The sequence below is a fragment of the Sporolactobacillus putidus genome, from assembly GCF_014647035.1.
Taxonomy (GTDB): Bacteria; Bacillota; Bacilli; order Bacillales; family Sporolactobacillaceae; genus Sporolactobacillus; species Sporolactobacillus putidus.
In genome coordinates, this window is sequence record NZ_BMOK01000003.1 from 142,854 (window position 1) to 158,141 (window position 15,288).

The window sequence follows — 15,288 nt, forward strand, 5'->3', positions numbered from 1 at the left end:
TGCGGCTGAAAGTAAGATTCTTCCGGCAGGAGTAGAAAAGAGGTGTGAATCATGGGGGATACATTGACCTACAGCAACTGGGCGAGAGAAGGTCTGCCGAAGTTTCAATCAGGGGATCCGCTGAAAGGGGCGGAAGAGGTGCTTCGCTGGGCGTATGGCGCATATGGCGATAAAGTTGCTTATTCCTGCAGCTTCGGCGTCGAGGGAATGGTGCTGATCGATCTGATCGGTCACATAAAGAGCGACGCCGCAGTGATTTTTCTGGACACTGATTTTCATTTCAAAGAAACTTATGAACTGATCGACCGGGTGCAGGTAAACTATCCGAAATTGAAGATTATCCGACTGAAACCGGAATTATCGCCTGAAGAGCAGGCAGAAAAATACGGGGAGTCGCTTTGGGCCAAACGTCCCGATTTGTGCTGTAAACTACGAAAAATCAACCCGCTCGCCGGTCGGCTGAAACAATACGACGCATGGATCTCCGGACTGAGGCGCGATCAGTCGGCGACACGGCGCTTTGTCGAATTTGTCAACAAGGATGAGAAGTTCAGGTCGATCAAAATCTGCCCGCTCATTCATTGGACGTGGCAGGAAGTATGGACTTATGTACGTGAGCACGACTTGCCGTACAACCCGCTTCATGACCGCCACTACCCAAGTATCGGCTGCGAATATTGCACGCTTCCGGTCAGGGACGGGGAAGACATGAGAGCGGGAAGATGGAGCGCTTTTGATAAGACAGAATGCGGTCTTCACGTGAAAGACTGAGGCGGATAGAAAAGGAAAAAGTTTATCTTTTTGAGCAGGATTGGCGTTCAGATGTTTCGAGATGTATAGAAGCGGAAGTCGGCCAAAAAAAGGAGCGGATATGAAATGACAAGTCGGCCGCATGGCGGGGTACTGATTAACCGCCAGCATTTCAATGAAAATGCAAGTGATCTGAAGCACGGAATAATGATCGACCGGGTGGCGCTGAGTGATCTAGAACTCATTGCCAACGGGACTTACAGCCCGCTGACCGGATTTCTCGACGAAGAGAATTATTACTCTGTCGTTGAAAAAATGCGTCTCGTGAATGGATTGGCCTGGACCATACCGATTACACTTCCTGTAACGGAACGTACCGCTGACAGTGTATCGGTCGGTGACAAAGTTAAACTGATCTATGAAGGCGATGTGTACGGAACGCTTGAGGTGACCGGCAAGTTTCGGCCGGATAAAAGGATAGAAGCGGAAAAAGTTTATTTGACGACGGACCGGGCGCATCCCGGCGTCCGGCGGCTTACTGAGCGCGGCGACGTGTATCTTTCGGGACCGATCGAACTTCTCAGGCGATCGGCACGTCCGGCTGAATATGTGAATGATTTCCTCGATCCGGCGGAGACGCGAAGACTGTTTGAAGAACGCGGCTGGCGAACGATTGTCGGTTTCCAGACGCGGAATCCGATCCACCGGGCACACGAACATATTCAAAAGACTGCACTTGAAACGGTTGACGGACTTTTCATCAATCCCCTTGTCGGAGAAACAAAGAAGGACGATATTCCCGCTGATATAAGGATGCGCAGCTATCATGTTCTGATTGACCATTACTATGTGAAAGAAAGGACGGCGCTGGCTGTTTTTCCGGCGGCGATGCGTTATGCCGGACCGCGGGAGGCGGTATTCCATGCGATCTGTCGTAAAAATTTCGGCTGCACGCATTTTATCGTCGGCCGGGATCACGCCGGGGTCAAAGATTATTATGGCCCCTATGATGCGCAAAAGATATTTTCCAATTTTACCCGTGAAGAGCTCGATATTGAAACGATGTTTTTTGAAAACAGTTATTATTGCACGAAATGCGGGAGTATGGCTTCCAATAAAACGTGCCCGCATGATTCATCTTTCCATGTGTCTTTATCCGGCACGAAAGTAAGGGGCATGCTGCGCGACGGCATTCGTCCCCCCGAGACATTCAGCCGGCCTGAAGTCGTCCAGGTATTAATTGATGGAACAAAGAGCGAACAAGAAGCGCATCTGGCGGAATAAAGGGGGGTAATCAAATGGCAGATCCGGCCAACATTGTTTGGCATAAAACGACGATTACAAAAGCGGACAGGGAAGCGAGAAACGGTCATAAAGGCGCCGTTATCTGGTTCACCGGCTTATCTGGTTCGGGGAAATCCACCTTGGCCAACCGAGTGGAGTCCCTCCTGTTTGCCAGCGGGATACGTACCTATCTGCTTGACGGTGACAACATTCGGAGCGGCCTGAATCGTGATCTTGGATTTTCCGAGGCGGATCGGAAAGAGAATATCCGCAGAATCAGCGAGGTCGCCGGATTGTTCGTCGACAGCAACGCTATTGTTCTGACCGCCTTTATTTCGCCCTTTAAAGAGGATCGTGCAGCGGCAAGGACTCGGGTTGGAAACCACGAATTTTTTGAAATATATGTAAAGTGTCCACTCAGTGTGTGTGAGTCGCGCGACCCAAAGGGGCTGTATAAGAAGGCACGCAAAGGAGAAATAAAGAATTTTACAGGAATCGGATCAGCATATGAAGCGCCTGAGTCGCCCGAGCTTGTTATTGATACGTCTGAAGAAACGGTTGAAGAAAGCGCGCAAAAAGTGATTCGTTTGCTCGAAAAATCCGGCATTATCAAAGAGAACATCGGACAGCAGGATCCGGCAAAAGGAGGAAACGGCGGAAATGGCTTATGAAAAAGTTTGGGCAAAGGACGAAAGGCTCAATAAAAATGAAATCAATAAACTGACAAAAGACGGTTTGTCCATTTTTGATGACATTCCGAAGTATGCGAAAAACGGATTTGAATCCATCCCGAAAGATCAATACATGTATTTTAAATATGCCGGGCTGACAGTTCAGCAGCCGCAGGATAAAGGGCTCTTTATGATGCGGGTGAAAGTGCCGTCCGGGGTCATGACGAACGAGCAGGCGGTGACTCTCGCCGATGTTGGCAGGATTTATGCGCGGAATGTGCTTGACATCACGACTCGGCAGGCGATCCAGTATCACTGGGTACCGCTTGAGAAACTGCCGGAAATTTTCGGACGGCTGAAACAGGCGGGGCTGACAACGAGCGAGGCAGAAGGCGACGCGCCGAGGAATATAATGGGCAATCCGCTTGCCGGAATCGATCCCGACGAACTTTTTGACACGCGTCCGGTCGTGGATGAAGTTTTTCATTTTTTTCAGGATAACCCTGACTTTTCAAACCTCCCGCGCAAATTCAAGATCTCGATCAACGCCAATATTCATAATGCGGGTCATGCGGAAATTAATGATCTCGCTTTTACTCCGGCGACGAAAGTCATTGACGGCGAAGAGGTGAAAGGGTTCCATGTCAAAGTGGGCGGCGGCCTGGCGGCGAAGCCGTATCTTGCAGAGCAGCTGGACATATTTGTTCGTCCGGAACAGACGAAGGATGTGGCTGCGGCTGTGACAGCCATATACCGGGATTACGGCTACAGAAAAAGTCGCGCAAGAGCCCGTCTCAAGTACCTTGTCGCAGATTGGGGAATTGAAAAATTCCAGGAAAAGGTGCTGGAACTAACTGGACCCTTGCTGACGGCCGGCCATGATGAAACCTCGGGCTGGAACGGGGGCTATTTCTACGGGGCGCACCTGCAAAAGCAGCTTGGGTACAGTTATGTAGGTGTCAGTGTACCCGTGGGCCGGATGAAGGCGTCTGATTTCTACGAATTTGCCCGGCTCGCAAAAGTATATGGAACAGGTGAATTGCGGACAGTTAATTCTCAAAATTTAATCATTCCGTATATCCCGACTGAAAAAACCGGTGAATTGCTGGAAAACGACCTGTTCAGGAAATTTCCGATCCACCCGACCTTTTTCACGGGTTACGCGATGGCATGCACCGGGAACGAATTTTGCAATCTGGCGCTTACGAATACTAAGGACAGGATGAGGGAGATCGCTGCCTACCTTGATCAAGAAGTAGACATCGACGTACCGGTCCGGATTAATATGGTCGGTTGTACAAATTCGTGCGGGCAGCGTCACATTGCCGACATTGGCATCCAGGGGCTGAAACTGCGAACCAAAGATAAGCAATTAGTCGATGCCTATGAAATCTTTGTCGGCGGTACACTTTTGAACAGCGGACATTTTAATGAACGCCTAAAAGGAAGAATCGCAGACTTTATCTTACCCGAAGTTCTTAAATATTTTTTATTATATTTCAAGGAAAACAAGAGAAAAGGTGAGACATTCTTTGCATTTAAGAGTCGGGTTGGGACAGATGTACTGCAAGAGGTGCTGGATGACATTTTGAAAAATCGTGTGGAAAGTGTCGGATGAGGTGAGAAAATGGAACTATTCCGTTTTATCGTGGCGTCCGGCGAAAATGAAATTCCAGTTGTGGCTGTTGCGGAAGATGAGGAGACAGCTTTCCGGGTCGTCGACGCAGAAGTGCAGCGAACCTTTCTGAAGCGATTAAAAGTCGACGGTATCGCTCTGGTGGAAAAGAAAAAGATACACAAAAACGGTGCGGGTTTCGTAATCCAGACGCGAAAAGCGTATGAGTAAAGGGGAACATAAGATGGGAAAAGTATACCTCGTAGGGGCGGGTCCCGGCGATCCCGGCCTGATCACGGTTAAAGGGCTGCGGCTGATCCGTTCTGCTGACGTTATTCTCTATGACAGGCTCGTCAATGAAGCACTGCTGAGTGAAGCGAAACATTCTGCCGAACTGATTTATTGTGGAAAATTGCCTCATTCGCATCCCCTGAAACAGGAAGCCATCAACCATCTGTTAGTGCTAAACGCACGTAAAAACCGGACAGTTGTACGGTTGAAGGGAGGAGATCCGTTCATTTTCGGACGCGGGGGTGAAGAAGCTGCTTTCTTAGCAAAGGAGGGCATCGCCTTTGAAATTGTACCGGGCATTACAGCGGGTATTGCGGCTCCGGCTTATGCAGGTATTCCGGCGACGCATCGCAAATTCGCAAGTTCGATCGCTTTTGTCGCAGGACACCCGAAATCGGGGGGAGCCGAAAAAATACAATGGGACAAACTCGCTACAGGGGTTGACACCCTGGCCATCTATATGGGTGTCGCCGGTCTTCCGAATATTGTATCTGAACTCGTCAGTCATGGCCGCACTCCTTCAACGCCCGTCGCGCTCATAGAGTGGGGAACGACTGTTCATCAACGGACCGTTGCGTCCACCCTCAGCGGCATCGTTGAAGAAGCAGCGAAGCATCACATTCAGAGTCCGGCAATGATTATTGTCGGCGAGGTTGTGCGGCTGAGACAGGAACTGAAATGGTTTGAGAACATGGAAGGTCCGTTCAGCGTTGTAAGGGAGGCATTCTGACGTGTTCGCCGTTCTTTATGTCAGTCACGGAACGCGTGTGATCGATGGCGTCAGGCAGGCCAACCAATTTCTTTACTCATGCATGAAAAGTATTTCGGCCCCGATTCAGCAAATCTGTTATCTTGAACTTATACAGCCCGACATTCAGGAAGGAATCCGCCGCTGCGTTGAGAAAGGGGCGAGCTTCATTCTCATCCAGCCGCTTCTTCTGTTATCCGCAGGACATGACAAACGTGACATCCCCAGGGAAATCGAAAAAGCAAAGCCGCTTTACCCTGAAGTCAATTTCGTATATGGCCGACCGTTTGGTGTTGATCAAAAAATTGTCGATATCTTGATCGAGAGAGTCTATGAAAAGCAGAAAACCATTTCTGAGCATTCCGGTATCCTGCTTGTCGGAAGAGGTTCGAGTGATCCGGATACGAAACGCGATTTCGCTTCAATTTGCCGCTTTTTGAATAAGAAAGGGGTGAATCGTGTTGAATCCTGCTATATGGCAGCTGCTTCTCCCTCATTTAATGAAGGTCTTGATCTTGCATTAAAAAAAGGCTGGGAACAGACCTTTGTCATTCCTTATCTGCTGTTTACAGGTATTTTAATGGAGACAATAAAAAAATCAGTAGATACTAGAAATGATTCAGGCGCCTCATTTGTTTTATGCAGGCCTCTCGGCTACCATCCTTTTTTGGTGCAGCTGATGAAAAAACGTATCAGGGAGTCGCTCAAAAATGTGCTACCCAATTACGCTTGAGATTAAAGGAAGAAAGGTAATTGTCATTGGCGGCGGTAAAGTCGCAGTTCGAAAAATCCGTTCGCTTTTAGCAGCAGGTGCCTCAATAACCGTCATCACTGATCAAGCATCGGAACCTGTGAAAAAATGGGCGGAAGCGGGACAGATCACCTGGAACCAACGGTTATGGAGAAAAAAGGACACAGGAAAAGCTTTTTTAATCGTTGCCGCAACAAATAATCCTAAAATAAATCGTGAAATTGCCGAAAATGCCGATGCAAATCAGCTCGTGAATGTTGCCGGTCAGCCTGAACTCGGTAATTTCTATTTGCCGGCAGTGCTGCACCGCGGAAGACTGACAATCGCCGTATCCACGGGCGGCGCAAGCCCTTTGTTTTCGGTCAGACTACGTGATAAAATCGCGGACCGGCTTGATGATGGAATTGAAGATTACCTCGACTTTTTGTCCAGGCTGCGAGAAGGGCTTAAAAAGAAATCACTCAGTCAGAGTGAAAGAGCGGCGTGCTTGAGAAAGCTGCTTGACCCAATGTACCGTGACGGCCTGCGGCAGCAGAGCGTGCTGGCGGATGTGGATGCTTTTATCCGGCAGAGCCTGGCCGAATGAGCCCTCTTGGCCGCTCATTGTATGATTCCAAATTAAGTGTTCCAATAAACTCTTTTATACAACAAGCTCTTTTATACAACGCCCTTCCTTGTTTTTTTTCTCAAAGGCAGGGGCTTTTTCGTTGTTGAATCCTCTTCGGGAAGTATCGTTTCAAGCACCTGAGTTGAATGATTAACGGTTTGTTTTCTGAAAATCCATATGCGAATGTCGAATTCGTCGGATTTTTTCGACTGACGGAAGATACATTTTAATGATCGCCGAAACAAATGGTTAATTGTAGAATTTTTCTTTGATAAAGTAGCTTAAGAGGGTCGGTGGTGCTATGATGAAAATAATTAAGGGATAAAGAGGATAAAGAATGAAAATATCCAGAAATAAGATGAGTATGGTTGCCGCGTCGTTAGGATTAGTACTGGTTGTTGGGGGATGCACACCAGGTAGTACGGATCAAGGTAATCAAAAGTGTACGCAGAATTCGAAAAACAAAAAACAGTGCGAACAATCATCGGGATATCATTCAACATTCATTCCGACGGCTCATCCAGGCGGAGGAGACCGGGGAACGACAGGCATCGGCGCGGGACACGCCGATGGGGCTGTGGGTGGTTAATTTATCGAAATGACGACAGAATCTGATAAATATCTTGGCGAGTGGTACAAACTGCATTACCGAATGGCCCGTATGGGGTTTAGCTGGGGTATGGTTCCTGAAAAAGACTGTTTCAAGCAATACATGACCACTTCCATTGTTCGTTTGAACAGGAAGCAATGGAAAGCCATCAATCGGGCCACCGTAAGGACGGGACATCTGTTCAACAAGTTTTATCACCATATTTGCAAGCATCGCAAGCTGATCGGCTTATTGGGTATGCCGGCTGTTTTAAGCCGGGCTTGTGCTCAATCTGCAGATCCAGGTTATTTCAGTTTGATTACGCGCTTTGATTTTATAGTCAATGACCAGCAGATTAAATTGTGTGAAGCAAATACGGCGACGCCCCAGGGACTTCCCGAATCACATATAGCAAATAACATACTATGTGAGCATTATGGATTTACTTCTCCAAATCAAATTAAAGAACACTTGGAGCTCATGTGGAGTGATTACTTATCTGAACATCAGGGGATTTCAGATTCGGAACCTTTGTATTGCACAACATACAAATGGTTTTCAGAAGATTATAATACCGCTACTTTTATCGGCGGCTGCTGCAGAGATGGCAGAGAAATCCGATTTATTCCGCTTGAAAAGATCAGGGTCGGCGAAACAGGGGTATATGACGAAGATAAGAATCCCATTCATTTGCTGTATATGCTGTATCCCTTAGAATTTTTACCTTTTGATAAAGATAGTCACGGAAAAGAGATCGGGATTTTGTTGCTCGATCATATAGCAAATAATCGGATTCATTTGATCAATCCGCTATCGGCGACGATTATGCAATCAAAAATGATTTTAGCCATGATATGGAGGCTGCATGAAACACATTCAGATGTGTTTACAGCGCAGGAGCACGAGGATATTGATCGCTACTTTTTGCCTGCTTACGCTTTTGATAGTCGAAAAAGTATTTCAGATTATCAAAAAAAGATGGGAAGTACGGTTGTTTTGAAACCTGTCTTCGGTAGGGAAGGCAAGGGTGTAAAAATTATCAGTGACAAAGTGGAAGAATATCCGGTTAAGGCGGATAAATGGTATATAAATCAGCCGTGCATTATTCAGCAATTTCAGGAACTGCCGTCCCATCAAGTTAAAACGTGGGGTGGGACGGTAAATGGGAAGGTAATGTACGGATCGTATTTGCTGGGGGGAAGACCGAGCGGCTTATACCTGAGGGCCGATCAAAGAATTACAGGTGAAGATTGCCTTTTATTAGGTGTGACTCTCGATTGAATGGAACTCTGCCTCTCACTTTTCTGGACCGTTTATGGGGTTCAGGAAATACAGCGGGTAAAAACTGAAGAAGAGGAGAAAGTTAAATGGACAAACCGTGGACAGAACAAGAGATACCTGATTTGACACGGAAAACGGCAATTGTTACAGGCGCAAGCAGCGGACTGGGGTACGAAACGGCCCGCGCTCTGGCGATCCATGGAGCGGAAGTGGTCTTGGCTGTCCGCAATTTGGAAAAGGGGAGGCAGGCCGAAGAACAAATTAAAAAGATCGCCCCCGATGCGAAGGTGAGCCTGGGAAAACTTGATCTTGGCGACCTGAACAGCATTCATCAGTTTGCAGACTCTTTTTCGCAGATTCATCGCTCATTGTCTCTTCTGATAAACAATGCAGGCGTCATGATGCCTCCGTACGGAAAAACGGAAGATGGTTTTGAACTGCAGTTCGGTATCAATTTTTTGGGCCACTTTGCGTTAACAGGTCTGCTTTTTCACAAACTGACGTCTGCGGCCAATTCGAGGGTGGTCACGCTGAGCAGTCTTGCGGCGCATCATGCATCCATCGATTTTGACAATCTAGACGGGTCGAAAGGATACAGACCCATGAAATTTTACAGCCAGAGTAAATTGGCCGATTTGCTTTTCGCGCGGCAGCTTCAGTATAAATTTGACGAATTAAAAATTTCTTCCCTGAGCGTGGCTGCTCATCCCGGTATTTCGCATACCAACTTATCTTCGCGAAACTCGGGAAAGAAAGCCAATCGCTTGTTCCTTCTTATTTCAAAATTGATCAGCCAGCCGGCATCGATGGGCGCTCTTCCCACATTATTTGCTGCGACATCAGGCAAGATATCGGGAGGAGAGTACATCGGACCGGATGGAAAGGGCGGCCGGAAGGGTTATCCGTTTAAAGAACCGCTGATTGAGCGTCTTTATGATGCAGCCGTTGCACAGAAATTATGGACTATCGCCGAACAAATGACTGGAATCACCTATCCGGCTCCCCAACAGGGCTGATGAAAATTTTGCTTGGCGATGGCATGTTTCATCGGATGAAATAAATCATTCGAAAGTACTACGCATGGATTTGAAAGCATGATAAATACAGAATTTGCAACAACTATGCGCAAAAATTATAAAATTGTTACATTTTTTATGTAAGAATATCTGACATTCATAATGACTTTAGAAGCATAAGCCGTTATTATGTTTTTTAAGGACATGATTTTAAATAGTTGTTCAGCCTTACTTTAAAAAGAGCAGAGAGCAGGGGGTGAGGTATACATAAAATTATCAGATTATTATGAGTTATACCGTTTTTTAAAAAAAGGAGGCTTAAAATGAATATTAAAAGACTCATTCCACTATTTTCAATTATCGTACTTATTTTAGGAGTTATCAGCGGGTGCGCTTCAGGTTCAGCGGGAGGGGGATCAAAAGCGAAGACAGTAATCAAAATCGCTACTCAGACACCTCTCTCCGGTCCTGAAGCTACAATCGGCGATGCGCTTAAGTTAGGAGCTGAACTCGCTATTGATGATCAGAAAGCTGCTTTTGCAAAGAAGGGTTTTGATCTACAGATCGCACCCTATGACGACCAGGCCGATCCTAAAAAAGGTGTTGCCAATGCTCAATTGATTGCTTCGGACAGTTCGATTCTCGGCGTTGTCGGCCACTTGAACTCAGGTGTTGCAATCCCATCTTCTGAAGTATATGACAAAAACAATATCGTTATGGTGTCGCCTGCCAACACGGCTACCGCAGTGACGGACAGAGGACTGAAAACAGTCAATCGTATTTGCGCTCGTGACGATTTTCAAGGTCCGGCTGGTGCAAACTACGCTGTAAATACTCTGAAAGCTAAGAAAATTTTCGTTATACAGGATAAAACAGCTTACGGTTCAGGTTTGGCTCAGGCTTTCAGAGACCAGGCGGCGAAACTTGGTGCCCAGATCGTCGGCTATGAAGGCATTACTGTTGGTGAAAAAGACTTCAGTGGTGTTATCAGTCAGGCAGTGGCACAGAAACCTGATCTGATCTATTTCGGTGGTGTTTATGCTGAAGGCGGGCTGATTATCAAACAAGCACGCCAGCAGGGATTGAATATTCCGATTATGGGCGGCGACGGTATGGATTCTTCCGCGACGGTTCAGATTGCCGGAGATTCTGTTAAGAACTTTTATTTTTCAACCGTTGTCGGCGATGTAACAAAAACAGCAAAAGGCAAGAAGTTTGCTGATGATTACAAGGCGAAGTTTGGAAAGAACATTGAGTCTTACTCTGCATACGGTTATGACAGTGCATCTGTTCTCCTCCAAGGTTTGATGAATGCCATCGACAAGAACGGCGGAAAACTTCCGACTCGCCAGGCAGTCGCCCAAGCTGTCCGCGCAATCACGAACTTTGATGGAATTGCAACTAAAGTAGGTTTTGATTCAAAGGGCGATAACAACTTTGCAAAGATTTACATCTATAAATTCAACAAAGCCGCTTATCCGGCAACACAGGTATCTGAAATCACAAAAAAATAATGGTACAACTAAATTATTCAAAATCTGACTGAGCTCAAAATTAAAGAAAAGTACAGGAAATGTTCTTGTGTTCAGCTCTCAGTATTTTGGCAAAATCTAAAAGGGTATGGACGTCGAACTATACCCTTTTAGAAATTTTGTATAACAAAGTACAAGTAAAGTCTTGCCCTTGCTAATTGAAAATTACGTTTTAATCCAGTGGAAAGTGGTGAAAAGATGCTCCAGCAAATTATTCAGATTCTACCTCAGGTTCTCGTTGATGGGTTGACTCTGGGTTTTATCTATGCTGTTGTTGCCATTGGCTACACACTAGTATACGGTATTCTTGAGTTAATCAACTTTGCCCACGGCGATGTATTTATGACCGGTTCTTTTATTGGGGCAGGTGTGCTTTTCTTTTTGATGAGCATAGGCTTCTTATCCTCTGTACCTTCCCTTATCGTATTTATTATCGTCATTCTCATCGCAGCGTTAGCGACAGGATTTCTTGGGGTGGGCATTGAACGCGTTGCTTATCGGCCATTGCGGAGGCGTAATGCTCCGAAATTGATTGCTTTAATTACGTCAATTGGCATATCTTTTATTTTGGAAGACGTGGTCCGTTTTATTGCTGAATTAAAGACCGGAAACTATATTATAACGGCACCTTCGCTATTCAAGACTCAGTATCATCTAAACATTCACTCTATCATGCCGTTCTTTCATAACGTGACTTTCCAGGCCTCTTTTCTCGTCGTGCTTGTTGTGACGGTTGTCATGCTGATCTCTCTGGACATTTTTGTTAATCGAACTAAATGGGGGATGGCCATGCGAGCTGTCGCCCAGGACCGTGAAACAGCATCTCTGATGTCGATCAATGTGAACCGTGTCATTTCAGTGACTTTCTTCATCGGTTCAGCTCTGGGCGGGGCAACAGGTGTACTGTTTATGATCCAGTACGGAACGATTGATCCTTATATCGGATTTATTTTGGGGATTAAAGCATTCACAGCTGCGGTCCTCGGAGGAATCGGAAACATCCGCGGTGCTATGTTGGGCGGTATTTTGCTAGGTCTGATGGAAATGTTTGCGGCGGCCAATCTCTCGACAATTACTCACGGTGCAATGGGTGCCGAATATAAAGACGTTTTTGCCTTTATTATCCTAATTCTGGTTCTGATCTTCAAACCGGAAGGCTTATTTGGCAAAGCCGTTGTTGAGAAAGTGTAGGTGATTAAGATGAGAGAACAGATAAGTAAGTTTTCACAAAGCCCGAAAGCTCAAGCCATTTTTTTTGCGGCCTATGTCATTGTGACTGCTCTTGGATTATATTTAATGCAAACTTCGGTCATTGCTTTTCTGCTGCTGTTGTTTTCAATTCTGATATTGTACTATTTGAAATTGAAAACGAGAACTAAATGGCTGATCGGGCTCTTTATTATAGCGGTTGTGGTACCTCTTGTTGCAAGCCAGGGTCCATCGTTTCAATCATACATGGAAGTTGGGACGCTTGTCGGTATTTATGCGGCGATGTCACTAGGACTGAACGTCGTTGTCGGTTTTGCCGGCCTGCTTGATCTTGGCTTTATCGCATTTTTTGCGGTAGGTGCATATACATATGCCATATTTGCCAGTACACAAGCTTCCCACTTTATGCCGTTCGGTCATTATCCGTTACCAGGAGACACCTTCTGGCTGTTTATCTTAATTGGAGCAATCATTGCATCGATATTTGGCATTTTGCTCGGTATTCCTGTTCTCAGAGTCAGGGGTGACTATCTGGCCATTGTGACTTTAGGATTCGGGGAAATCATTCGTATCGTTCTCAACAATATGGATCATCCGATCAATATTACAAATGGAGCGCTAGGGATTTCTTCTATTACACCTCCAAATTTTTTGGGAATTCCAATCGGAAACTCCAGTCAGTTTTATTTTATTGTTCTAGGGATTTTTTTGGTCGTCATTTACATTGTTACCAGACTGGAACACTCAAAACTCGGGCGTGCCTGGAAGGCCGTCAGGGATAATGAAATTGCTGCGCAGGCGAGTGGTATTCCGCTTGTAAAAACGAAACTGGCGGCTTTCGCCATCGGGGCTTCGTTCTCTGGTATGATGGGTGCCGTTTTTGCCGCAAAACAGATGTATGTAGACGCTACGAGTTTTACCTACCTTGAATCGACAATGATTCTGGTTATGGTCATCTTGGGTGGAATGGGAAGCGTTCCCGGTGTCATTTTAGGCGCCGCGGTAGTGACCATTCTCAATACGCAGGTTCTGACCGATTTATCCAACTGGCTGACCCAATTAAGCACAAACGGCGTGATATCCATACCGGACGCACTCTCACCGGCGAAAATGCAGCGCTTGATTTTTGGAATCCTTTTGGTCGTATTCGCCTTGTACCGAACGCAGGGGCTGATTCCGCATAAGAATAGAAAAATAAATGTGGAAAAGCTGAAAAAGGAAGCATCTGAGGCACCCGGGGGAGCTCTGCTGTCGAAAGAGAGAGCTGAAACAGGAGGTACGGACTGATGAGTATCCTTGAAGTGAAGAATCTGACAAAACAATTCGGCGGGCTGACAGCCACTTCTGACATCAGCATGGGTGTCGAAAAGAATTCAATAACCGCCGTAATCGGTCCTAACGGAGCTGGCAAGACGACATTTTTCAACATGATCACCGCGGTTTATAGACCGACATCCGGCGATATTTTGCTGAACGGAAAGTCTTTGGTGGGGCTTAAACCGCACCAAGTATCGAAGTTCGGTATTACAAGAACATTTCAGAACATCAGGCTTTTCAATGAACAGACGGTGCTCGACAATGTTCTCGTCGGCATGCATCAGCGCCTGAAAGGTCACTGGGTCGGTACTTTGCTTCATTTCCCCAATGTGAAAAGGGAAGAAGAGAACGCTAAAATCGAAGCTTACAAAATACTGGAATATGTCGGTCTCGAAGAATATGTGAATGAAAATGCAGGGAACCTGGCTTACGGTGCGCAGAGGCGCCTTGAAATTGCCCGTGCCATTGCGGCAAAGCCAAAAGTGCTGCTTCTTGATGAACCGGCGGCCGGAATGAATCCAAAGGAAACGCAGAAGCTTACCGATCTCATTCATGATATGCGGACAAGACTGGACGTGACGATTATACTCATTGAACACGATATGAAATTGGTTATGAAAATTTCGGATTTTATTTATGTTCTTGATCATGGAGAACTTATCGCTTCCGGAGTACCTGAGGAGATCAGAAATAACAAGCGCGTAATTGAAGCATACCTCGGCAAAGGGGCGGTGTTGAATGGCTAACGAAAACGGTACGCATTTTCTAGAATTAAAACAGGTTGAGTCCTTTTATGGCAAAATTCAGGCGTTAAACGGAATTGACCTTTATATTAATGAAGGCGAGATCGTCACGCTAATTGGCAGCAACGGAGCCGGTAAATCGACGACACTTAAATCGATCAGCGGCCAGGTTCAACCCAAAACCGGAACGATCCTGTTTGATGGAACGGATATCACCAAAAATGCACCGCACCAAACGGCCCTATCAGGTATTGCTCAGGTTCCCGAAGGACGGCGTATTTTTCCAAGACTGACGGTCAGGGAGAATCTTCAGATAGGTGCTTTTTCGGTAAAAGACAAAAAAGTCGTTTCAGAAAGAATGGAACGTGTTTTCGGTTATTTTCCAAGGCTGAAAGAGCGGCTGGAACAAAAAGGCGGAACGATGAGCGGCGGCGAACAACAGATGCTTGCTATTGGCCGCGCGCTGATGATGAAGCCTAAACTTCTGATGCTCGATGAACCGTCAATGGGTCTTGCTCCGATTATCGTCGAACAGATATTTGATATTGTCAAGGAAATGAATAAAGAAGGCATGACCATTCTCCTTGTTGAACAAAACGCGTTTCAGGCCCTTCAAATTGCAAATCGAGGGTACGTTATTCAGACCGGCAGCATCGTGCTCGAAGGAAAAGGCAGTGAATTAATGACCAACGAGCAGGTCAGGGAAGCTTATCTCGCCTGATTTATAGAGTTATTAGGAGAAATATCAATTAAGTTCAGAGTCTCACCCAAAATAATCATACTAATGAGCGGCAAGGAATCTTTGCAGAAAAGACACTTTGCCGTTTTTTTTATAATGTCTCTGGTTTCTTAAGATTCGGCTTAAATTGACCGTTTATCTGAAC

The 15,288-nt window shown here is 46.1% G+C and carries 16 protein-coding genes; all 16 read left to right on the forward strand.

The window, feature by feature from the left end; translation table 11 throughout:
- Nucleotides 1-51: 51 nt before the first annotated feature.
- The 16 genes from IEX81_RS04815 to IEX81_RS04890 all read left to right on the forward strand — a co-directional run bounded on the left by IEX81_RS04815 (nucleotide 52) and on the right by IEX81_RS04890 (nucleotide 15,125).
- On the forward strand, nucleotides 52-771 hold the full coding sequence (locus IEX81_RS04815) for a phosphoadenylyl-sulfate reductase (RefSeq protein ID WP_188801933.1): 720 nt from the start codon (nucleotides 52-54) through the stop codon (nucleotides 769-771).
- Nucleotides 772-876: 105 nt separating this feature from the next.
- On the forward strand, nucleotides 877-2,034 hold the full coding sequence (gene sat, locus IEX81_RS04820) for a sulfate adenylyltransferase (RefSeq protein WP_188801934.1): 1,158 nt from the start codon (nucleotides 877-879) through the stop codon (nucleotides 2,032-2,034).
- Nucleotides 2,035-2,048: 14 nt separating this feature from the next.
- A complete protein-coding gene (gene cysC, locus IEX81_RS04825) occupies nucleotides 2,049-2,705 on the forward strand; it encodes an adenylyl-sulfate kinase (RefSeq protein ID WP_188801935.1) in 657 nt (218 codons plus the stop codon).
- Entirely contained in the window at nucleotides 2,695-4,323 is a 1,629-nt protein-coding gene (locus tag IEX81_RS04830; protein WP_188801936.1) for a nitrite/sulfite reductase, read from the forward strand. Before cysC ends, IEX81_RS04830 begins: the two co-directional genes overlap by 11 nt.
- A 9-nt stretch (nucleotides 4,324-4,332) precedes the next feature.
- On the forward strand, nucleotides 4,333-4,551 hold the full coding sequence (locus IEX81_RS04835; protein WP_188801937.1) for a DUF3906 family protein: 219 nt from the start codon (nucleotides 4,333-4,335) through the stop codon (nucleotides 4,549-4,551).
- Nucleotides 4,552-4,564: 13 nt separating this feature from the next.
- Nucleotides 4,565-5,341: a uroporphyrinogen-III C-methyltransferase gene (gene cobA / locus IEX81_RS04840; protein WP_188801938.1), complete on the forward strand. Its 777-nt coding sequence runs from the start codon at nucleotides 4,565-4,567 to the stop codon at nucleotides 5,339-5,341.
- Between the two features lies 1 nt (nucleotide 5,342).
- Entirely contained in the window at nucleotides 5,343-6,092 is a 750-nt protein-coding gene (locus tag IEX81_RS04845) for a sirohydrochlorin chelatase (RefSeq protein WP_188801939.1), read from the forward strand.
- The gene (locus IEX81_RS04850; RefSeq protein WP_188801940.1) at nucleotides 6,070-6,696 is read left to right on the forward strand and encodes a precorrin-2 dehydrogenase/sirohydrochlorin ferrochelatase family protein; all 627 of its coding nucleotides are present in this window, start codon (nucleotides 6,070-6,072) and stop codon (nucleotides 6,694-6,696) included. Before IEX81_RS04845 ends, IEX81_RS04850 begins: the two co-directional genes overlap by 23 nt.
- Nucleotides 6,697-7,054: 358 nt before the next feature.
- Nucleotides 7,055-7,306: a hypothetical protein gene (locus IEX81_RS04855; RefSeq protein WP_188801941.1), complete on the forward strand. Its 252-nt coding sequence runs from the start codon at nucleotides 7,055-7,057 to the stop codon at nucleotides 7,304-7,306.
- Between the two features lie 9 nt (nucleotides 7,307-7,315).
- Nucleotides 7,316-8,587: a glutathionylspermidine synthase family protein gene (locus IEX81_RS04860; RefSeq protein ID WP_188801942.1), complete on the forward strand. Its 1,272-nt coding sequence runs from the start codon at nucleotides 7,316-7,318 to the stop codon at nucleotides 8,585-8,587.
- 86 nt (nucleotides 8,588-8,673) lie between these two features.
- A complete protein-coding gene (locus IEX81_RS04865) occupies nucleotides 8,674-9,603 on the forward strand; it encodes an oxidoreductase (RefSeq protein ID WP_188801943.1) in 930 nt (309 codons plus the stop codon).
- 323 nt (nucleotides 9,604-9,926) lie between these two features.
- A complete protein-coding gene (locus tag IEX81_RS04870; protein WP_188801944.1) occupies nucleotides 9,927-11,117 on the forward strand; it encodes a branched-chain amino acid ABC transporter substrate-binding protein in 1,191 nt (396 codons plus the stop codon).
- A gap of 216 nt (nucleotides 11,118-11,333) precedes the next feature.
- Nucleotides 11,334-12,326, forward strand: a complete 993-nt coding sequence (locus IEX81_RS04875) for a branched-chain amino acid ABC transporter permease (RefSeq protein WP_188801945.1) — start codon at nucleotides 11,334-11,336, stop codon at nucleotides 12,324-12,326.
- Between the two features lie 9 nt (nucleotides 12,327-12,335).
- On the forward strand, nucleotides 12,336-13,631 hold the full coding sequence (locus tag IEX81_RS04880; protein ID WP_188801946.1) for a branched-chain amino acid ABC transporter permease: 1,296 nt from the start codon (nucleotides 12,336-12,338) through the stop codon (nucleotides 13,629-13,631).
- Nucleotides 13,631-14,407: an ABC transporter ATP-binding protein gene (locus tag IEX81_RS04885; RefSeq protein WP_188801947.1), complete on the forward strand. Its 777-nt coding sequence runs from the start codon at nucleotides 13,631-13,633 to the stop codon at nucleotides 14,405-14,407. The genes IEX81_RS04880 and IEX81_RS04885 overlap by 1 nt, the downstream gene beginning before the upstream one ends.
- Entirely contained in the window at nucleotides 14,400-15,125 is a 726-nt protein-coding gene (locus IEX81_RS04890) for an ABC transporter ATP-binding protein (RefSeq protein WP_188801948.1), read from the forward strand. The genes IEX81_RS04885 and IEX81_RS04890 overlap by 8 nt, the downstream gene beginning before the upstream one ends.
- Nucleotides 15,126-15,288 lie beyond the last annotated feature (163 nt).